The 19,272-nt window shown below is 71.9% G+C and carries 15 protein-coding genes; 5 read left to right on the forward strand and 10 right to left on the reverse strand.

From position 1 onward, the window contains the following. The first annotated feature begins 25 nt into the window (after positions 1–25). Both BGP79_RS09500 and BGP79_RS09505 read left to right on the forward strand, forming a co-directional pair. On the forward strand, positions 26–739 hold the full coding sequence (locus tag BGP79_RS09500; protein WP_233121338.1) for a TetR/AcrR family transcriptional regulator: 714 nt from the start codon (positions 26–28) through the stop codon (positions 737–739). Further along, complete coding sequence (locus tag BGP79_RS09505) at positions 736–2,850, forward strand: acyl-CoA dehydrogenase (RefSeq protein WP_076694945.1); 2,115 nt, start codon at positions 736–738, stop codon at positions 2,848–2,850. The genes BGP79_RS09500 and BGP79_RS09505 overlap by 4 nt, the downstream gene beginning before the upstream one ends. A 79-nt stretch (positions 2,851–2,929) precedes the next feature. On the opposite strand, the gene glgA is transcribed toward BGP79_RS09505, so the two are convergent. Next, complete coding sequence (gene glgA / locus BGP79_RS09510; RefSeq protein ID WP_076694947.1) at positions 2,930–4,123, reverse strand: glycogen synthase; 1,194 nt, start codon at positions 4,121–4,123, stop codon at positions 2,930–2,932. Positions 4,124–4,246: 123 nt separating this feature from the next. Here glgA and glgC point away from each other — a divergent pair, with 123 nt between their 5' ends. After that, on the forward strand, positions 4,247–5,482 hold the full coding sequence (glgC, locus tag BGP79_RS09515; protein ID WP_076694948.1) for a glucose-1-phosphate adenylyltransferase: 1,236 nt from the start codon (positions 4,247–4,249) through the stop codon (positions 5,480–5,482). Between the two features lie 53 nt (positions 5,483–5,535). Here glgC and BGP79_RS09520 read toward each other — a convergent pair whose 3' ends face one another. From BGP79_RS09520 to BGP79_RS09530, 3 genes are all read right to left on the reverse strand, one after another. Then, positions 5,536–6,390 (reverse strand): transglutaminase family protein, encoded by an 855-nt coding sequence (locus tag BGP79_RS09520; RefSeq protein WP_076694950.1) that lies wholly within the window; start codon positions 6,388–6,390, stop codon positions 5,536–5,538. Beyond that, the gene (locus tag BGP79_RS09525; RefSeq protein WP_076694951.1) at positions 6,387–7,304 is read right to left on the reverse strand and encodes an alpha-E domain-containing protein; all 918 of its coding nucleotides are present in this window, start codon (positions 7,302–7,304) and stop codon (positions 6,387–6,389) included. Before BGP79_RS09525 ends, BGP79_RS09520 begins: the two co-directional genes overlap by 4 nt. 79 nt (positions 7,305–7,383) lie before the next feature. Further along, positions 7,384–8,940, reverse strand: coding sequence for a circularly permuted type 2 ATP-grasp protein (locus tag BGP79_RS09530; protein WP_076694953.1), 1,557 nt, complete (start codon positions 8,938–8,940; stop codon positions 7,384–7,386). Positions 8,941–9,013: 73 nt separating this feature from the next. On the opposite strand from BGP79_RS09530, the gene pepN reads away from it, so the two are divergent. Further along, the gene (gene pepN / locus BGP79_RS09535) at positions 9,014–11,623 is read left to right on the forward strand and encodes an aminopeptidase N (protein WP_076694954.1); all 2,610 of its coding nucleotides are present in this window, start codon (positions 9,014–9,016) and stop codon (positions 11,621–11,623) included. A 129-nt stretch (positions 11,624–11,752) separates the two neighbouring features. On the opposite strand, the gene BGP79_RS16175 is transcribed toward pepN, so the two are convergent. The 6 genes from BGP79_RS16175 to BGP79_RS09565 form a co-directional block, all read right to left on the reverse strand. After that, positions 11,753–14,092 carry an HNH endonuclease signature motif containing protein gene (locus BGP79_RS16175; RefSeq protein WP_143588370.1) on the reverse strand — a complete coding sequence of 780 codons (2,340 nt, stop codon included), beginning with the start codon at positions 14,090–14,092 and terminating at the stop codon, positions 11,753–11,755. Positions 14,093–14,261: 169 nt separating this feature from the next. Beyond that, entirely contained in the window at positions 14,262–15,338 is a 1,077-nt protein-coding gene (locus tag BGP79_RS09545; protein ID WP_076694957.1) for a biotin/lipoate A/B protein ligase family protein, read from the reverse strand. Between the two features lie 99 nt (positions 15,339–15,437). Further along, the gene (locus BGP79_RS09550) at positions 15,438–15,692 is read right to left on the reverse strand and encodes a type B 50S ribosomal protein L31 (RefSeq protein WP_076694959.1); all 255 of its coding nucleotides are present in this window, start codon (positions 15,690–15,692) and stop codon (positions 15,438–15,440) included. Positions 15,693–15,784: 92 nt separating this feature from the next. Then, the gene (locus BGP79_RS09555; protein WP_076694962.1) at positions 15,785–16,609 is read right to left on the reverse strand and encodes an RNA methyltransferase; all 825 of its coding nucleotides are present in this window, start codon (positions 16,607–16,609) and stop codon (positions 15,785–15,787) included. Between the two features lie 13 nt (positions 16,610–16,622). After that, entirely contained in the window at positions 16,623–17,420 is a 798-nt protein-coding gene (locus tag BGP79_RS09560) for a sulfite exporter TauE/SafE family protein (protein ID WP_076694964.1), read from the reverse strand. Then, positions 17,420–18,205: an ABC transporter ATP-binding protein gene (locus BGP79_RS09565; RefSeq protein WP_076694966.1), complete on the reverse strand. Its 786-nt coding sequence runs from the start codon at positions 18,203–18,205 to the stop codon at positions 17,420–17,422. Before BGP79_RS09565 ends, BGP79_RS09560 begins: the two co-directional genes overlap by 1 nt. An 86-nt stretch (positions 18,206–18,291) precedes the next feature. Here BGP79_RS09565 and serB point away from each other — a divergent pair, with 86 nt between their 5' ends. Beyond that, entirely contained in the window at positions 18,292–19,269 is a 978-nt protein-coding gene (gene serB, locus BGP79_RS09570; RefSeq protein WP_233121341.1) for a phosphoserine phosphatase SerB, read from the forward strand. Positions 19,270–19,272: the final 3 nt, after the last annotated feature.

Below are 19,272 nucleotides of genomic sequence, written 5' to 3' on the forward strand. Positions count from 1 at the left end.
CAGCGTACCTGATACGCTGGGTACCGTGAACTCGACCGGACTGCGCCCTGCGCCTCCCGAACCGGATGGCCGCTCCCGCCGGTGGCGTGCGCACCGGACCGCGCGCCGCGTGGAGCTGGTGCGGCTGGCCCGCCGGGCCGTGCACCGGCTGGGGCCGGAGGCGTCGATGGACGAGATCGCCGCGGCCGCCGGCACCTCGAAGTCCGTGTTCTACCGCTACTTCGGCGACAAGGCCGGCCTGCAGCAGGCCGTCGCCGAGCGGGTGCTCGGCCGTCTGCAGCAGGAGCTGCACGAGGCCGCCGCGAGCGCGCAGTCCCCGCTGGACGGCGTGCACGGCATGGTCCGCGCCTACCTGGGCCTGGCGGCGGCGTCGCCGAACGTCTACGCGTTCGTCACCGGCGGCCCCACCGCCGGGGCCCACATCCACCATTTCTTCAGCGCGGTCTCCACGCTGATGTCCGAGCCCATGCGCCGCCATCTCGAGGGCCGGCGCACGGCCGAGGACGCCTCCCCCGTGCTCGCGTTCTGGTCGACGGCCGCCATCGGGCTGGTCCGCAACGCCGGCGAGCAGTGGCTGGCCACCCCGGACGGGCCGGACAAGCCCGATCTCGAGGACTTCGCCGACCTGCTGACCGGCTGGCTGCTCGACGGCGTCATGAGCCCGCCCGGCACCCGTCCGTCCCCCACTCCTCCCTCCACCGTCGAGGCCACCTCCCCCACCCCGAAGGAACACCGATGACCACTGTGGACACCACCCCCGCCACGGCGAGCCGCCCCGCCACCGCGCCGTCGCCCGGCCCCGCGCGCACCGCCTCGCTCGAGGACGCGCCCGGCGTCGACGTGCCGGCCCTGGAGACGGTCCTGCTGGGCCGCTGGGCGGACGTCCGCCGACAGGCGCGCGCCCTCGCCGCCCGGGAGGACCTGCACAAGATCGACGGTCAGCCGTGGGCCGAGCACCGCGAGCGCGTGCTCGGCCAGCTGCACACCCTGGTCTCCGAGCAGACGGTGCACCGGGCGTTCCCGGCGCGGCTCGGTGGTGAGGACAATCACGGCGGCAACATCGCCGGCTTCGAGGAGCTCGTCGTCGCCGATCCGTCCCTGCAGATCAAGGCCGGCGTGCAGTGGGGCCTGTTCGGCTCCGCCGTCATGCACCTGGGCACCGAGGCCCACCACGACGCCTGGCTGCCCGGCATCATGGACATGACCATCCCGGGCGCGTTCGCCATGACCGAGACGGGGCACGGCTCCGACGTCGCGTCCATCGCCACGACGGCCACCTACGACCCGGCCACCGAAGAGTTCGACCTGCACACCCCCTTCCGGGCGGCGTGGAAGGACTACCTGGGCAACGCGGCGCTGCACGGCCGGGCGGCCGTGGTGTTCGCGCAGCTGGTCACCGGCGGCGTCAACCATGGTGTGCACGCGCTCTACGTGCCGATCCGGGACGAGGACGGCGCGTTCCTGGCCGGCATCGGCGGCGAGGACGACGGCCACAAGGGCGGCCTGAACGGCATCGACAACGGCCGCCTGCACTTCACCCACGTCCGGGTGCCGCGGTTCAACCTGCTCGACCGGTACGGCGCGGTCGCCGCCGACGGCACCTACAGCTCGTCCATCGCGAGCCCGGGTCGGCGGTTCTTCACCATGCTCGGCACCCTCGTGCAGGGGCGCGTCTCCCTGGACGGGGCGAGCGTCGCGGCGAGCAAGGTCGCCCTCCAGATCGCCGTCACGTACGCCAACCAGCGCCGCCAGTTCGGCAGCGGCACGGGCGAGGAGGAGGTGGTGATGGACTACCAGCGCCACCAGCGCCGGCTCATCACCCGGATCGCCCGCACGTACGCCGGCTCCTTCGCCCACGAGGAGCTGCTCGCCCGGTTCGACGATGTCTTCTCGGGCGCCCACGACACCGACGAGGACCGCCAGGACCTCGAGACGCTCGCCGCCGCCCTGAAGGCGCTCTCCACCTGGAACGCGCTGGACACCCTGCAGGAATGCCGCGAGGCGTGCGGCGGTGCCGGCTTCCTCTCGGCCAACCGGCTGACGGGGCTGCGCGCCGACCTGGACGTGTACGCCACCTTCGAGGGCGACAACAACGTGCTCCTGCAGCTGGTGGCCAAGCGGCTGCTGACCGACTACGCCAACGACTTCCGCGGCATCGACTTCGGGGCCATGGCGCGCTACGCCGTCGGGCAGGTCGCGGACCGCACCTTCAGCCGGTCGGGTCTGCGCCAGGCGGTGCAGTTCTTCTCCGACCGCGGGGACCAGCGCCTCTCCGTCAACGCCCTGCGCGAGGAGGGCGCCCAGCGGGCGCTGCTGACCGGACGCGTCGAGGACATGGTCGCCGAGGTCGCCCAGCACCTGCGGGCGGCACGGAAGTTGCCGGCCGAGAAGGCCGCGTCCGTCTTCAACTCCCACCAGAACGAGCTCATCGAGGCGGCCCGCGCCCACGGCGAACTGCTCCAGTGGGAGGCCTTCAGCGCCGCCCTCGCCTCGATCGAGGACCCGGGCACCCGCACCGTGCTCACCTGGGTGCGGGACCTGTTCGGGCTCACCCTGATCGAGGACAACCTCGGCTGGTACCTGATGCACGGGCGCATCTCCATGCAGCGGGCGCGCACTCTCTCCGGGTACGTCAACCGGCTGCTCGCGCGGCTGCGGCCCCACGCGCAGGACCTCGTGGACGCCTTCGGCTACGACCAGGCGCACCTGCGGGCCGACATCTCCTCCGGCGCGGAGGCGCACCGGCAGGACGAGGCTCGGGCGTACCAGCGGCAGCAGCGGGCGAACGGGGACGCCCCGGTCGACGAGAAGGTGCTGTACGCGCGGGAGTCGCGCAAGCGCGGCGCCTGACGCTGCTGGGTCCCCGACACCGCGACGGCCCCGGACGGATCAGCGTCCGGGGCCGTCGCCCTGTCCTGAGTCGGACGCCTCAGAGCACGCTGCGGTACACGTCCATCGTGGTGCGCGCGATCGACTCCCACGAGAAGTGCTCCTGCGCACGCCGGCGCCCAGCCTCGCCCATCCGGCGGGCCTCGTCGCGGTCGGCGACCACCTCGGTGAGGGCCGCCGCGAAGTCCCGGACGAAGCCCTCGGGGTCGAGCGGGGTGCCGGTGCCGTCCTGGACCTGTTCGAGCGGCACGAGCCGGCCGGTCACGCCGTCCTCGACCACCTCGGGGATGCCGCCCGTCGCGCTCGCCACCACCGCGGCCCCGCAGGCCATGGCCTCGAGGTTGACGATGCCGAGCGGTTCGTACACCGAGGGGCATGCGAACGCGGTGGTGTGGGAGAGGATCTGGATCAGCTCGCGGCGGGGCAGCATCTTCTCGATCAGCACGACGCCGTCGCGCTCGGCCTTCAGCTCCGTGATCAGCTGGTTGACCTGCGCGCCGAGCTCCGGGGTGTCCGCAGCGCCGGCGCACAGGATCACCTGCACCTCCGGCGGCAGCAGCTTGGCCGCCCGCAGCAGGTAGGGCACCCCCTTCTGCCGCGTGATGCGGCCGACGAAGGTGACGGAGGGCTGGTGCGGGTCGATGCCGTAGGCCTCGAGCACGTCGGTCTCGAGGTCCGGCTCCCACAGGCTCACGTCGATGCCGTTGTGCACGACCTTCACGCGCTCCGGGTCGACGTCCGGGTAGCAGCGCAGGATGTCGGCGCGCATCCCGGCGGAGACGGCGATGATGGCGTCGGCCGCCTCGTACGCCGTCTTCTCCGCCCAGGAGGAGAGCGCGTACCCGCCGCCGAGCTGCTCGGCCTTCCACGGGCGCAGCGGCTCGAGGCTGTGGGCGGAGAGCACGTGCGGAACACCGTTCAGCAGCTTCGCGAGGTGCCCGGCCAGGTTGGCGTACCAGGTGTGGGAGTGGACGAGGTCCGCCCCGGCCGTGCCGGGGACGATGGCCAGGTCGACGCCGAAGGTCTGCAGGGCGGCGTTCGCGTCGTTCAGCTCGGGCAGATTCGGGTAGGCGCGCACGGTGGCGCCGTGGAAGTCGGTGTCCCGCGCGGCACCGAAGCAGTGCACGTGCAGGTCCACCTGGGAGGCGAGCACGCGGCTCAGCTCCGCGACGTGGACCCCGGCACCGCCGTAGATGTCCGGGGGGAACTCCTTGCTCACGATGTCGATGCGCACAGTGCCAAGGTAGTGCCTGTCGGCGGTGTCCTCTAGTGTGAGTCTCACCGACGCCGCAGGTCGGGGCCTCGCGCATCAGCCTGCTCGGCGAGCTGTACGTCCCGAAAGGTCAGTGATGCCCTCATGAGCCCCAAAGTCCTTGCGATCGTGCTGGCCGGCGGCGAGGGCAACCGCCTGATGCCGCTGACCATGGATCGGGCGAAGCCGGCGGTCCCGTTCGGCGGCAGCTACCGGTTGATCGACTTCGCGCTCTCCAACCTGGTCAACTCCCGCTACCTGCAGATCGTCGTGCTGACGCAGTACAAGTCGCACAGCCTCGACCGGCACATCTCCGAGACGTGGCGCATGTCGACCCTGCTGGGCAACTACGTCGCCTCGGTGCCCGCGCAGCAGCGCGTCGGCAAGAGCTGGTTCCAGGGCAGCGCCGACGCGATCTACCAGTCGCTCAACCTCATCCACGATGCCCGGCCCGACATCGTCGTCGTCGTGGGCGCGGATCACGTGTACCGGATGGACTTCTCCCAGATGGTGGACGCGCACATCGCCTCCGGGGCCTCCGCCTCCGTGGCCGCCGTCCGCCAGCCGCTGGACCAGGTCTCCCAGTTCGGCGTGATCGAGACCGACCCGCAGGACCGATCCCGGATCGCCCGGTTCGTCGAGAAGCCGCCGACCACCGAGGGCCTGCCGGACGACCCCACCAGCTTCCTCGCCTCGATGGGCAACTACGTGTTCACCGCGGACGCCCTCGTCGACGCCCTGCGGGAGGACAACGAGCGGCTCGACACCAAGCACGACATGGGCGGGGATCTGGTGCCCCACTTCGTCGACCGGAACGACTGCGCGGTCTACGACTTCACGGAGAACTCCGTGGCCGGCTCCACCGAACGGGACCGCCGCTACTGGCGCGACGTCGGGACGATCGACTCGTTCTACGACGCCCACATGGACCTGATCTCGCCGCTGCCGATCTTCAACCTGTACAACATGGACTGGCCGATCTACACCCGACAGGCCATCTCCCCGCCCGCCAAGTTCGTGCGCGGACGCAACCCCGACTGGGGCGTCGCCTACGACTCCATTGTCGGCCCGGGAACCGTGGTCACCGGCGGTCTGGTCAAGGGCTCGGTGCTCTCCCCCGACGTCTTCGTCTCCGACGGCGCCCGCGTCTCGGGGTCGGTCCTGATGGACAACGTCGTGATCGGCCGGGGCGCCGTCGTCAAGCGGGCGATCCTCGACAAGAACGTGCGGCTCGAGGACGGCGCGACCGTCGGTGTCGACGCCGAGCAGGACCGCTCCCGCGGCTACAAGGTCACCGACTCCGGCATCACCGTCGTCAGCAAGGGCGTCACCGTCGGCTGAGCCGATCCGGCACAGTTCGGACCGCCTGAGCCGGCTGGCCTGACCCGTGCGGGTCAGGCCAGCCGGGTGACGGCGACCCGGACCGACAGCGTCGACCCGCCCCCGCCGGAGAGGATGCCCTTGAGCGGGGTCACGTCCCGGTAGTCCCGGCCGCGAGCGACGACGACGTGCAGGTCCCCGACCGGCCCGGTGTTCGTCGGATCCCAGGCGCGCCACGCGCCGTCCCACCACTCGACCCACGCGTGGGACTCGCCGACGACCTCCTCGCCGATGCCCACCGCCGGGCGGGGGTGCAGGTAGCCGGAGACGTAGCGGGCGGGGATCCCGAGGCTGCGCAGCGCGCCGGCGCCCAGGTGCGCGAGGTCCTGGCACACGCCCTTCCGGGCGGTCCAGGCGTGCTCGGCGTTGGAGTGCACGTGCGTGGCGCCGGGCACGTAGCTCATCTGGCCGCGCATCCACGCGAAGACGGCCATCGACGCCTCGTGCGGGTCCAGCCCGCGCACCTCGTCGCGGACGAGGGCGATCACCTCGTCCCCCGGGCCGGACAGCGGCGTCAGCGGCAGCCAGTCCGAGAACCGGTTCTGCGTCGCCGGGGCGCGCAGCTCGTCCCAGCCGACCGGCTCGGCGTCGACGTCCCCGGGACCGCGACCCCGGTGCACCTCGACGGTCGCCTCGGCGAGCACCGCCAGCCGGTCGTGCGGGCTGGTGATGTCGAAGCTGGTGACCCGGGTGCCCCAGTAGTCGCGGTAGGTCTCGACCGCGGCCTGCTCCGGCCCGACGGTCAGCGACGACTCGAGCACCACCTGGTGGGGATCGGTCAGCGGCGACATGCGCGCCTCGTTGTAGGAGAGCGACACCCGCCGCACGTAGTCGTAGGTGGTGGCGTGGGAGATCCGCAGGCGCGTCATGACAGTTCCCCCACCCATTCCAGACTCTCGGACCGGGAGAAGTACTTCCGGGAGATGGCGTCGGAGGCGCGGGCGCAGGCCTGCTGCACCCGGTCCATGTGCTCGGGCAGCTCGTCCAGCAGGTCCGCGGTCTGGTGGAACTCGAGGAAGGACCGGGCCTGGCCGACCAGGCGGCGGGCGTCGTCGAGGAAGCCGATTCGCTGGTTCGACGGGTCGAGCCGCTCCAGCGCGGTCTCCGCCTCGGACAGGGCGTAGACGATCGAGCGGGGGAACAACCGGTCCAGCAGCAGGAACTCGGCGGCCTCCTCGTCGCCGAACGCGGCCCGCTGGTTGCGCAGGAACGACTCGTAGGCCCCGGCGCACCGCAGCATCGTCACCCACGAGTTGGCGACGTCGCGGGTGGAGAGCATGCGCGCCGTCATGTCGGCGCGCTCCAGGCTGCGGCCGAGCACCATGAACTCCCAGCTCTCGTCGTGGCTCATGGTCAGGTCCGCGAGGCCGCGCACCATCGCCGTCCGCTCCCCCACCCAGGTGCAGAACCGGTAGGTGCCGACGACGTCCTTGCGGTGCTGGTTCAGGCCGTACCACGTCGTGTTCAGGCACTCCCAGACACCGGAGGACACGGTCTCGCGGGCGCGCCGGGCGTTCTCCCGGGCCGCGCCGAGGGCGCCGGCGATCGAGGCGGGTGAACTGCGGTCGTAGGCCAGCGCGTCCAGCAGCGGCCCGATGCCGATGCCCTCGTCGCCGTGCCCGGCCCCCATCACCGCGAGCAGCCGGCGGGCGACCATCTCCTGGTCGTCGGTGCTCATCTGGTTCATCCGCTCCAGGTGCACGTCGAGGATGCGCGCGGTCCCGTCGGCGCGCTCGACGTACCGTCCGATCCAGAACAACGACTCCGCGATCCGGCTGAGCATCCCGCCTCCTTCTCTCTCTCGTCCTGTGACTCGTGCGCTGCACCGCCCCGACGTGTGTCCGTCCGGGCGGCAGCTCCGGTCACTGCTGCTGCTGGGCCTCGTCCTGGTCCCGGGCGTTGCTCTCGATGGGCCACACCGACACCCGTTCCCGGGCGGGCCGGGCCGCGGGCTCGTGGGTGATCGCCGGGGCGGGACCGTCGCCGACCACCCAGGTGTCCTTCGACCCGCCGCCCTGGCTGGAGTTGACGATGAGGGAGCCCTCCGTCAGGGCCACCCGGGTCAGGCCGCCGGGCAGCACCCACACGTCGTCGCCGTCGTTGACGGCGAAGGGCCGCAGGTCCACGTGCCGGGGCCCGAACCGGTCCCCCGCCATGGTCGGCACGGTGGAGAGCTGCAGCACCGGCTGCGCGATCCACCCGCGCGGGTCGGCCAGGATGCGGGTGCGCAGGGCATCCAGCTCCTCCCGGGTGGCGGCGGGGCCGATCACGATGCCCTTGCCCCCGGAGCCGTCGACCGGCTTGACCACGAGCTCGTCGAGACGGTCCAGCACCTCTTCGCGGGCGGCGTCCTCACCAAGCCGGAAGGTGTCCACGTTCGGGATGATCGGCTCCTCGCCCCGGTAGTAGCGGATCAGGTCCGGCAGGTAGCTGTAGATCAGTTTGTCGTCGGCCACTCCGTTGCCGATGGCGTTGGCGATGGTGACGTTGCCGGCGCGGGCCGCGTTGACCAATCCGGGACAGCCGAGGAGGGAGTCGGAGCGGAACTGCAGGGGGTCGATGAAGGCGTCGTCGACCCGGCGGTAGATGACGTCCACCCGCTGCTCGCCGGCGGTGGTGCGCATGTAGACCCGGTTGGCGCGGCACACGAGGTCGCGGCCCTCGACCAGCTCGACGCCCATCAGGCCCGCGAGCAGGGTGTGCTCGAAGTAGGCGGAGTTGAAGACGCCGGGGGTGAGCACGACGACGGTCGGGTCCGCGACGGAGGACGGGGCCGTCTTCCGCAGGGCCTGCAGCAGCCGGCGCGGGTACTCGTCGACGCTGCGGATGTCCTGCTGGTTGAAGGCCTCGGGCAGGCCCTTGGCCATCGCGCGGCGGTTCTCGATCACGTAGGAGACGCCACTGGGCACGCGCACGTTGTCCTCGAGCACCCGGAAGTTGCCGGCGTCGTCGCGCACCACGTCGATGCCGGAGACGTGCACCCGGACCCCGCCGGGCGGCCGGAAGCCGGCGACGCAGCGGTGGAAGTGGGAGCTGGAGGTGATCAGCGACCGGGGAACGACGCCGTCGGCGACGACCGCCATGGTGTCGTACACGTCGTCGAGGAACGCCTCGAGGGTCTGGACCCGCTGGGCGACGCCGCGCTCGAGGACGTCCCACTCGGCGGCGGGGATGACGCGCGGCACGATGTCCAGCGGGAAGGGCCGCTCCTCCCCCGCGTAGTCGAAGGTGACGCCGCGGTCGAGGAAGGTGCGGGCCATGGAGTCCGCGCGAGCGGAGACGTCGTGCAGGGTGAGTCCGCCGAGCACGTCCTCGACCTGCCGGTAGGCGGCACGCACGGTCTGCCCGGCGTCGAACATCTCGTCGTACGCGCGGGTCCGGGCCGTGGCGGGGCCGTAGTCGTCGAACAGGTCGGACATGGTCCACAGCGTGCCACGGATCGATGTCGATCTCATCACCGGCGCGTTTCGGCGCCGGTGTTTGAATGGGCGCATGCCCTCTCCTCACCTGAGCCGCGACGAGGCCGCCGCCCGCTCCGCCCTGATCACCGTCGACGCGTACGACGTGCACCTGGACCTGACCGGGGCCGCCCGGGACGGGGCGACGACCTTCGGCACGAGCAGCACGGTCTCCTTCGGCTGCGCGACCCCCGGGGCGGCCACCTTCCTCGACTTCATCGGGGCCTCGGTCGAGGAGGTGACGCTGAACGGCCGTGACCTCGCCGTGGCCGACGTCGTCGACGGCCAGCGGATCCACCTCTCCGATCTGGCGGAGCGGAACACGGTGGTGGTGCGGGCCACCGGGCTCTACAGCCGCAGCGGTGAGGGCCTGCACCGGTTCGTCGACCCCGCGGACGGCCGGGCGTACCTCTACACCCAGAACGAGCCCGCGGACTGCTGCCGGTGGATCCCGGTGTTCGAGCAGCCGGACCTGAAGGCGCGGTTCACGCTGCACGTGGACGCCCCCGCGGACTGGGAGGTGCGCGGCAACGGCGTCGAGATCGGCACTGCCGACACGTCCTCCCGCACCTCCGTGCGGCACTTCGCGGCGACCGAGCCGATCTCCACCTATCTCGTAGCGATCCTCGCCGGGCCCTACCACCGGGTGGACGACGAGCACACGGTGACGACCGCCGACGGGCCGCTTGCGGTGCCGCTGGCGCTGTTCTGCCGGGCGTCGCTGGCCGAGCACCTGGACGCGGACCGGATCGCCGAGGTCACCCGCGCCGGGCTGGACCACTACCAGGAGCGGTTCGCCGTGCCCTACCCGTTCGGGAAGTACGACCAGGCCTTCGTGCCCGAGTACAACCTCGGGGCGATGGAGAACCCCGGACTGGTCACGTTCACGGAGGCGTTCGTGTTCCGCACGGAGGCCACCGAGATCCAGTACCAGGGCCGGGCGAACGTCATCATGCACGAGATGGCCCACATGTGGTTCGGGGACCTCGTGACCATGCGCTGGTGGGACGACCTGTGGCTGAAGGAGTCCTTCGCGGACTTCATGGGATCCGCCTCGCTCGTGGACACGGGGCTGTACCCCAGTGCGTGGGTGACGTTCGCGAACCGGCGGAAGGCGTGGGCCTACGTGCAGGACGCGCTGCCGACCACCCACCCGATCGTGGCGGACATCGTCGACCTCGACGCCGCGAAGCAGAACTTCGACGGCATCACCTACGCCAAGGGCGCCTCGGTGCTCAAGCAGCTGGTGGCGTTCGTGGGCCGGGACGCGTTCGACGCCGCAGCCCGGGCGTACTTCCGCGAGCACGCCTGGGGCAACACGACCCTCGCGGACTTCCTGGCGGCGCTGAGCGAGGCGTCGGGGCGGGACATGGGGGCGTGGGCAGGGGCGTGGCTGCAGACCTCGGGCATCAGCACGCTCTTCGTGGAACGGCCCTCCTCGGGGGACACGGTGCGCGTGAGCCAGTCCGGCAGCGACCCCGTGACCGGGGAGACGGCGCTGCGGCCGCACGCCCTGGTGGTCGGGGTGTACCGGGAGAGGGCGGACGGTCGGCTGGAGGCGGCAGCGCGGATTCAGGCGGAGCTGGTGGACGCCACCGTGGACGTGGCGGTGCCGGGGGCCGCGGATGCGGCGCTGTTGCTGCCCAACGACGGGGATCTGACCTATGCGACGGTGGCGCTGGACCCGGTGAGCCTGGCGACGGTGCTGGAGCGGATCGAGGACGTCGACGACGAGATGGCGCGCACGGTGTGCTGGTCGGCGCTGTGGGCGATGACCCGGACTGCAGCGCTGCCGGCTGAGCGGTTCGTGCGCACGGTCGCCCGGGCCGGGGCGGCGGAGACCGACGACGGGGTGCGGCAGATGCTGTTCTCGCAGGCCCTGACGGCGGTGCTCCGGTACACGCCGCCGGCGCGGCGCTCCGACCTGCTCGAGGTGCTGCTGGACGCGCTCGCAGAGCAGGTGCGTGGGTCGGGGTCGCTGACCTTCGCCCGGCTGTTCGCGGTGGCCGCCGCGCACGGGGCTGGGCAGGAGGAGCTGCTGACGGCACTGGCGGGCACAGGCGCTGATGCGGCCGACTCCGGTCCTGCGCCCGGCTCCGCTGCTCTGGCGTCGCTCGCCGACAACCAGGATCTGCGCTGGAGCATGATGGTGGCTCTGGCGGCCCGGGACGCGGTGTCCGAGGACCGGATCGCCGCGGAGCTGGCCCGGGACGAGACGGCGGACGGCCGTCGTCAGGCGCTCACCGCGCGCAGCGCCCGCCCGGGAGCGAGCGTCAAGCAGCGGGTGTGGGACAGCGTGACCGGGGACGACGCCCTGTCCAACGAGCTGCTGTCGGCGTCGCTGCGGGGCTTCGCCCTGACGGATGCGGCGACGGCGGAGCCCTTCGTCGAGCCCTACTTCGCCTCGGTGATCGGGTGGTGGGAGAGCCGGAGCATCGAGATGGCCTCGCGACTGGTGCGCGGGCTGTTCCCGCCGGTGCAGGACCTGACGCCGGGCACGACCCCGGAGGACCACCCGGTGGCGGTGCTGGCCGGACGGTGGCTGGAGACCCACCCGGAGGCACCGGGAGCTCTTCGGCGGATCATCATCGAGGAGCGGGACGGCCTGCTCCGGGCCCTCCAGGCGCAGGCCGCAGCGAGCTGACGGCGGCGCCGGCGGGCCGCGTCGGGAGGTCCTATGACGGGACGCCGCCGGGGCCGGCGGCTGGCAATGCCCTCGGTCCTTCTCGCCGAAGATCAGCACGGCGACTCCCCAACGCCGATGACTCCAGGATCAGAACGGCGGTGGGTCGTCCGGTTCGGTCTCGTAGCGGCGACCGGAGGGCGAGGTCCACGTCAGGTGGCTCGCGGAGGTCGGTGCTCGGTCCGTGGATCGGCTTCCCGGTGGCCCGGCGCTGACCGACCACGCCGAGTGGTGCTTCAGCACATGGTGCTTGCGGCACAGATGGGCCAGGTTCTCCGCGACCGAGGTACCGCCGTCGGACCAGGCGACGACGTGGTCGACATCGCACCCCACGGCCGATCGGCGACAACCCGGGAAACGGCAGGTCCCGTCCCGGATGGTCAACGCGCGTCGGAGCGCTACCGGGATGCGGTACTGAGCGCCGTTCGTCGCCAGGACGGGAACCACGCGGGCGTCCGTCCCGTCCTCGACCGCACACGCGCCCTGATCCTTTGCTGACTCCGCACCGGTGACGCCGATCATGAAGGAGGTGGCTCGCGAGGCCAGCTCACGAGCGTCGGCAGCGGCGATCGGGCCGAACGCGCCCAGCCAGCCGGGGTCATCACCGCCGGCCAGCGTCTCGGCCGGTACCGTCAGCAACACGTGCGGCACGGGGTCGAAGCAGTCGTCACCCGCGGCCGCGGCAGAGAACGCCGAGCCCGCAGCGGTGCGGGTGCCGCGGGAGGAGCCAGGATCGTCGATCATCCGCTGAATTCCGGCAAGCAGGTCGACGAGAACGTCGGCACGCAGCTGGCCGATCGTGGGTGATCCAGAGCCGGTGTCATCGACCGACTCGAGGCCGGCCGAGGCGCCTCGCGCGCGATCGTCGGCTGAGACCGAGGCCTGGAGTGTCCGGGCGATCGCCGACAGTCGGCCGTCGATCCGGTAGGCGACCGCGGACGGGAGCAGCGCGGTCAGCCGGGCCATGCCGTCCCGATCGGGCCGAACGCGGACGCACCGGTCGGCACGTGCCGCCCGTTCCCGTTCGGCGAAGGACGCGGGGTGGCAGCGCTGCCTGATCCGCCGTGCTCGCGCCTCGAGCTCCGCCTTCGTCCGACCCCGCGCTGCGGCAGACAGCAGGCCCGCCTCGGTAGCCCTGATCGCGGCGGTCAGACGATCGACCGTCGTCGCGTCCGTGACCGCGGGGAGCTCGTCGGCGTACTCGCTGATCTCGTCCGCGATCAACATCCCGGCCGTGGCGGTGATCGACCCATCCCGCAGCGCGTCGGCGGTGAGCGGCAGTAGACCGGTGAATGCCTCGGCGCGCTTGACCAGAGTGTGCACCGCTCCCTCGCTGACGCGCAGTGCGCAGGCAACCTCGGCGACGCCGCTCCGCTCGCCGACGGCCAGCCGCTCAGCGCGTGTCAGACCAGGACCGTCGACATCGATCGCGGCGGTCGACGAGGCGGCCAGCCAGCGCTCGTGGTCCTTCTCCGCCGCCTCGATCGCCGCCGATGCGAGCCGGTGCTTGGCCCACGCGGCCCACGACTCGATCCGTCGGACGTCCTCCAGGGCAGCGATCGAATCCGTCACGGTGAGCCCGGCGGCGGTGACGGCGCCCGCGACACGGACCACCGACCCGGTGACGTGGGAAACATGGTCGGCCGATGCTTCGGGGTTCGTCGAAACGATCTGAGATGTGGACGGCGAAGCCGTCTCCAGCCCGGGCAACGTCGCGGGCGCAGCCACCGGCGACGGTGGTGGCGTGGGGAGCGACGAACCCGCGAGGGCTTCCATGACCCCACTCAACCAGCCGCCACCGACAGAACTCGCGGGCGATCGATCAACGCGGTCGAGGGCAGCCGAGGCAGCGGTGACATCCGTCGTCGGTGCCGGGCCGTGACCATCGCCCGAACGCCCGCGCGGTACGGAGGCGGACGTTGCGCCCGCATCGCTGGTCAGCCTCCCGACGGCCCGGGACATGTCGTCGGGAAATACCTCCGGGATAGCGGGACACTCCGAAGACACCGACGGCGGAACCGTCTCCAACCCGGGCAATGTCGCCGGCCCAGCCACGGGCGACGGTGGCGGCGTGAGGAGCGACGAACCCGCGAGGGCTTCCATGAACCCACTCAACCAGCCGCCACCGACAGAACTCACGGCCGATCGATCAACGCGGTCAAGCACGGCCGAGGAAGCGGTGACCTCGATCGTCGGCGCCGGGTTGGGACCATCGCCTGAACCGCCGCGCGGTGCGGAGGCGGACAGTGCGCCCGCGCCCCTGGTGACCACCCCGGTGAGGCGCGAAACGTCGTCGGCCGATGCTTCGGGGTCCGTCGAAACGAGCTGAGATGTGGACGGCCGAATGGTCTCCAGGCCGGGCAACGTCGCCGCCGTAGCCATCGGCGTCGGTGGCTGCGTGAGGAGCGACGAACCCGCGAGGGCTTCCATGACCTCACTCAACCAGCCACCACCGACAGAACGCGCGGCCATCGGACCTGGAGAAATCAAGCGCCTCGCGAGCCTCGACCTCAGCGAGAACACGGCCCGCGGTCCCACCGAATGGTTCGTCGCGAAAGCTGCGCCACGCTGCCGTCGACCGGTCCGGACCGGACCGCCCTCACGGCACGCGCGTGAGCCACTCCTCGGTCCCGAACTTGGTGTCGATGCGGCGCTGCGCCTCGGCCAGCTCCTCCTCGGTCACCGCACCGCGCACCGCTCCGGTGCGCTCGATGAAGGTCTGCGCCATGACGTCGATGATCGCCTCGCGGGTCATGCCCGTCTGGCGGCGCAGCGGATCCACCCGCTTCTTCGCGCTGCGGGTGCCCTTGTCCGAGAGCTTCTCCTTGCCGATCCGCAGCACCGTGACCATCTTGTCCGCGTCGACGTCGTAGGACATCGTCACGTGGTGCAGCAGTCCCCCGTTGGCCAGCCGCTTCTGCGCGGCCCCGCCGATCTTGCCCTGGGGCGTGGCGATGTCGTTGATCGGCTGGTAGAACGCCGTCACCCCGATCTTCTCCAGCGACGCCATCACCCAGGAATCGAGGAAGGCGTAGGAGTCGGTGTAGCTGAGCCCGTCGACGAGGGTCTGCGGCACGTAGATGGAGTAGGTGATCGCGTTGCCGTGTTCGGTGAACATGGCACCGCCCCCGGTGATGCGCCGCACCACGTGGGTGCCGGTCGCCCGCGCCCCCTCGGGGTCCACCTCGTTGCGCAGCGACTGGAAGCTGCCGATGAACACGTTCGGCGACTCCGCGAGCTCCCAGAAACGCAGCGTCGGGCGCCGGGTGCCCTTGCCGACCTCCTCGGTGAGCACCTCGTCGAGCGCGACGTGCGTCAGCGTGGGGAAGGCCGCGTCGGTGATGATCTCCCACTCGTGGTCCGCCCACCCGGTGGCGCGTCCCAGGGCCCGCCGGACGGCGACCGTGATCGCCCCGGTGGAGAAGCCGTGCAGGAGCGTGTCCTCGGTGACGACGGCGTCCAGAGCAGCGGTCAGCGCCGCCGGGGCGGCGTTCTCGTCGAGCCCCTTGAGCGCCCCGTTGAGCACGGGCAGGAAGTCGTCCGGCTCGAGGAAGAAGTCGCCGCTGATCGACACGTCGGCCAGCCGGCCGTCCACCACCTGCAGGTCGACGACGACGAGCTTGCCCCCGGGCACCTTGTACTCCCCGTGCTTCAGCGCGGGCGTTCCGTCCGTCATGACCTCTCCTTCATCGCCGGATGCGTTCTCCGGGTGTCAACGACGACGGGCCCGCATCCCTTCCGGAATGCGGGCCCGCGACGAGCATTGCTGCGGTGCTTACTTCTTGCCGAAGTTCTTGAACCGCTGGTTGAAGCGCTCCACGCGGCCGGCGGAGTCCATGATGCGCTGCTTGCCCGTGTAGAACGGGTGCGACGCCGACGAGATCTCGACCTCGATGAGGGGGTAGGTCTTGCCGTCCTCCCACTCGGTGGTCTTGTCCGAGCCCACGGTGGAGCGGGTCAGGAACGAGGTGCCGGAGGCGAGGTCGCGGAACACGACGGCCTGGTACTGGGGGTGGATCTCAGTCTTCATGGGTTCGATACCTTCGCTGTGCGGGGCTGGATTTGGCCAGACCCTGAATGGTTCGTGGGGACTCGCGCCGAAGCACGGGCCAGCGCTCCACTCTACCGCATCGGGCGCGTGTGCCAGAACGCCACGGCGGCGGCAGCAGCGACGTTGAGCGAGTCGACTCCCCCGCTCATCGGGATGCGCACGACGGCGTCGCACGCCGCGATCGCGTCCGTGCTCAGGCCGGCCCCCTCCGTGCCCAGGACGAGGGCCAGGCGGTCCAGCTGCGGCAGTGGCGTGCCGTCGACGACGGCGACGTCCAGGTCCTGCGCTCGATCGTCGAGCGCCAGCGCCGCTGTCGCGAATCCCGCGTCCTTCAGGGACGCGAGACCGTCCGGCCACGCCGTCAGCCGCGCCCACGGCACCTGGAACACGGTGCCCATGCTCACCCGGACCGAGCGCCGGTACAGCGGGTCCGCGCACCGCGGGGAGAGCAGCACCGCGTCGACGTCGAGCGCGGCGGCCGACCGGAACACCGCCCCCAGGTTGGTGTGGTCGACGATGTCCTCCGCCACCGCGACCCGGCGTGCGCCGGCCAGCAGGCGGTCGACCGGCACCGGCTCGGGTCGGTGCATGGCCGCCAGCGCGCCGCGGTGCAGGTGGAAGCCCGTGATCGCCTCGAGCACCGCGGGCGCCCCCACGTAGGCGGGCGCCTCAGGGTGGGCGTCGAGGACGTCCCCGAGGTCGTCCAGCCACGCGTCGGCGAGGAAGAACGACCGCGGCCGGTGTCCCGCGGCCAGCGCTCGCCGCACCACGGTGGGGCTCTCGGCGATGTAGAGGCCCTCGACCGGCTCGCGGCGCCGGCGCAGGGCCGCGTCCGTCAGGTTCGTGTAGTCGTGGACCCGGGGATCCGCCGGGTCGGTGATCCGGACGACGCTCATGACGGTCGCCCCCTCAGCCGGTGACGAGGCGGGCGATCATCACGCCGAGCGCGACCAGGCCGAGCACGACGATGACGCTCCGCAGCACCACGGGCTTGAGCCGCCGGCCGATGCGCGCCCCGACGAGGCCGCCGACGGTGGAGCCGATGGCGATGAGCAGCACCGCCCACCAGTCGATCCGACCGAACGCGAAGATCAGGTAGGAGATCGCCGCGATCATGTTGACCCCGAGCACCAGCACGTTCTTCATCGCGTTGGCGGCCTGGAGGCTGCCGACCATGAAGACCCCGAGGATGCCGACCAGCAGGATGCCCTGGGCCGCGACGAAGTAGCCGCCGTAGATCCCGGCGAGGAACACGAGCACGTACAGGACGGGCGGCTGGTGCAGGCCCTCCTCACCCGCGGCGGGTTGCCGGCGTGCCTCCGCGCGGCGGCGCACCCACGCCTGCAGGCGGGGCTGCAGGATGACGAAGGCGAGGGCGATGACGATGAGGAAGGGGGCGACGAGTTCGAACACCGACTCGGGCAGGTGCAGCAGCAGGGTGGCGCCCGTGATGCCACCGAGCAGGGACGCCGGCAGCAGCCGGGCCACGAGCCTGCCCATGCCCTTCAGCTCGGCCCGGTACCCCAGCGCTCCCGCGGCGTTGCCGGGGATGAGGCCCATCGCGTTGGAGATCGTCGCCGTCACCGGCGGGATGCCCAGCGCCACCAGCACGGGGAACGTGACCAGCGTGCCGGAGCCGACGATCGAGTTGATCGCGCCGGCCCACAGGCCGGCGATGACGATGAGAGCGGACTCGAGGATGCCCATCAGCGGGCGGCGACCGCGTGCCAGCGATCGCCGTCGCGCGTCAGCCGCAGATCGACGCCGTACGTCTCGCTCAGGTTCTCGCTGGTGAGCACCTCGTCCAGCGGCCCGGCCGCCACGACGGCGCCGTCGCGCAGGAGCAGCGCGTGGGTGAAGCCGGGAGCGATCTCCTCGACGTGGTGGGTGACCATGACGATGGCCGGCGCGTACGGGTCGGCCAGCAGGTCCGCGAGGCGACCGATCAGGTCCTCCCGGCCGCCGACGTCCAGGCCCGCGGCCGGCTCGTCGAGCAGCAGCAGTTCGGGATCCGTCATCAGGGCCCGCGCGATCAGGACGCGCTTCTGCTCCCCCGAGCTCAGCGTGCCGAAGCGCCGGTCGACCAGGGTGCCCATGCCCCACTCGCCCAGCAGCTCTCGGGCGCGGTCCTCGTCGAAACCCTCGTAGCGCTCGCGCCACCGCCCGGTGACGCCCCACGCCGCGGTGACCACGGTGTCGACGACGCTCTCGTCGGCCGGGATCTGGCCGGCCAGCAGCGCCGACGTCATGCCGATCCGCGGGCGCAGCTCGAAGACGTCCACGGCGCCGAGCCGCTCACCGAGGATCTCGGCGGTTCCCGACGTCGGGTGCATCCGGGCGCCGGCGATCTGCAGGAGCGTCGACTTCCCGGCTCCGTTGGGGCCGAGCACGATCCACCGGTCCCCGTCGGAGACGTCCCAGTCCACGGCGTCCAGCAGGGTCTTCTCGCCCCGCACGATGGTCACCGCGTCCAGTTCCAGCACATCACCCATGGGTCAAGAGCCTAGGTCACGCCGACGGCGTTCGACGACGCGGGACGCCGCCCGGGCGGCCGCACCCGCTGGCTAGACTCCCGGGTGTGTCTCCCGCCTTCTCCGTGATCGCCCTCGCCCCGACCACCCCGGCGCACGCCGGTACCGACCCCACCGACGGCCCCGCCGTCCCCCTGCAGCGCGCCGCTGCTCTGGTCGAGCGTGCGGTGGCCGAGACCGGGCTCGACCTGCCCGCGCCGGTGCACGGCGGCCGGCCCGACGACGCCGACGGCACCGGGTACGCCTGGACGCGCTGGCCGCTCGGCGAGCTGGAGGACGCCCCCGCCGCCGCCGCGATGCTCCGGTCCGTGCTGCGCCCCGACCCGGTGGCCCAGGCGGTGCCCGGCGTCGACCTCGCGGTGGTGCCGGACGCCCTGCACGACGGCGGGCGGCTGCTGCTGATCATGGACGTCGACTCGACGCTGATCCAGCAGGAGGTGATCGAGATGCTCGCCGCACACGCCGGTCGCGAGGCCGAGGTCGCCGCGGTGACGGATGCGGCGATGCGCGGGGAACTCGACTTCGCCCAGTCCCTGCACGCTCGGGTCGAGGCGCTGGCCGGGCTCCCGGTGCGGGTGATCGACGAGGTGGTCGCCCTCGTGCGCCTCTCCCCCGGCGCCGAGCGCCTCGTCGCGGCCCTGCTGGCCGGCGGTCACCACGTGGCGGCCGTCTCCGGCGGGTTCACCCAGGTGCTGGCCCCGCTCGCCGAGCGTCTGAATCTGACCCACCACCGGGCGAACCGGCTCGGCGTGCGCGACGGCGTGCTGACCGGGCGGGTCGAGGGCGACGTCGTCGACCGCGCGGTCAAGGCGGCGAGCCTGCGCGCGTGGGCGACGGCGGGCGACATCGCTCCCGACCACGTGATCGCGGTCGGGGACGGCGCGAACGACCTCGACATGCTCGCCGCGGCCGGCCTCGCGGTGGCCTACAACGCCAAACCGGCCCTGCGTCACGCCGCCGACGCCCAGCTCAACCTCCCGCGGCTCGACGCCGTCGGCGCGCTCGCGGGTTTCCCGGGCTTCTGAGCC

Origin of the sequence: Tersicoccus sp. Bi-70, from assembly GCF_001968825.1 — a bacterium.
Taxonomy (GTDB): domain Bacteria; phylum Actinomycetota; class Actinomycetes; order Actinomycetales; family Micrococcaceae; genus Tersicoccus.

What these genes read in the sequence shown, in the direction of transcription:
- BGP79_RS09560 (WP_076694964.1), bottom strand. Translation starts at nt 17,420, where the DNA reads ATGGGCATCCTCGAGTCCGCTCTCATCGTCATCGCCGGCCTGTGGGCC.
- BGP79_RS09545 (WP_076694957.1), bottom strand. Translation starts at nt 15,338, where the DNA reads ATGACGGACGGAACGCCCGCGCTGAAGCACGGGGAGTACAAGGTGCCC.
- BGP79_RS09525 (WP_076694951.1), bottom strand. Translation starts at nt 7,304, where the DNA reads ATGCTCAGCCGGATCGCGGAGTCGTTGTTCTGGATCGGACGGTACGTC.
- glgC (WP_076694948.1), top strand. Translation starts at nt 4,247, where the DNA reads ATGAGCCCCAAAGTCCTTGCGATCGTGCTGGCCGGCGGCGAGGGCAAC.
- BGP79_RS09550 (WP_076694959.1), bottom strand. Translation starts at nt 15,692, where the DNA reads ATGAAGACTGAGATCCACCCCCAGTACCAGGCCGTCGTGTTCCGCGAC.
- BGP79_RS09505 (WP_076694945.1), top strand. Translation starts at nt 736, where the DNA reads ATGACCACTGTGGACACCACCCCCGCCACGGCGAGCCGCCCCGCCACC.
- BGP79_RS09520 (WP_076694950.1), bottom strand. Translation starts at nt 6,390, where the DNA reads ATGACGCGCCTGCGGATCTCCCACGCCACCACCTACGACTACGTGCGG.
- pepN (WP_076694954.1), top strand. Translation starts at nt 9,014, where the DNA reads ATGCCCTCTCCTCACCTGAGCCGCGACGAGGCCGCCGCCCGCTCCGCC.
- BGP79_RS16175 (WP_143588370.1), bottom strand. Translation starts at nt 14,092, where the DNA reads ATGGAAGCCCTCGCGGGTTCGTCGCTCCTCACGCAGCCACCGACGCCG.
- BGP79_RS09565 (WP_076694966.1), bottom strand. Translation starts at nt 18,205, where the DNA reads ATGGGTGATGTGCTGGAACTGGACGCGGTGACCATCGTGCGGGGCGAG.
- BGP79_RS09530 (WP_076694953.1), bottom strand. Translation starts at nt 8,940, where the DNA reads ATGTCCGACCTGTTCGACGACTACGGCCCCGCCACGGCCCGGACCCGC.
- BGP79_RS09555 (WP_076694962.1), bottom strand. Translation starts at nt 16,609, where the DNA reads ATGAGCGTCGTCCGGATCACCGACCCGGCGGATCCCCGGGTCCACGAC.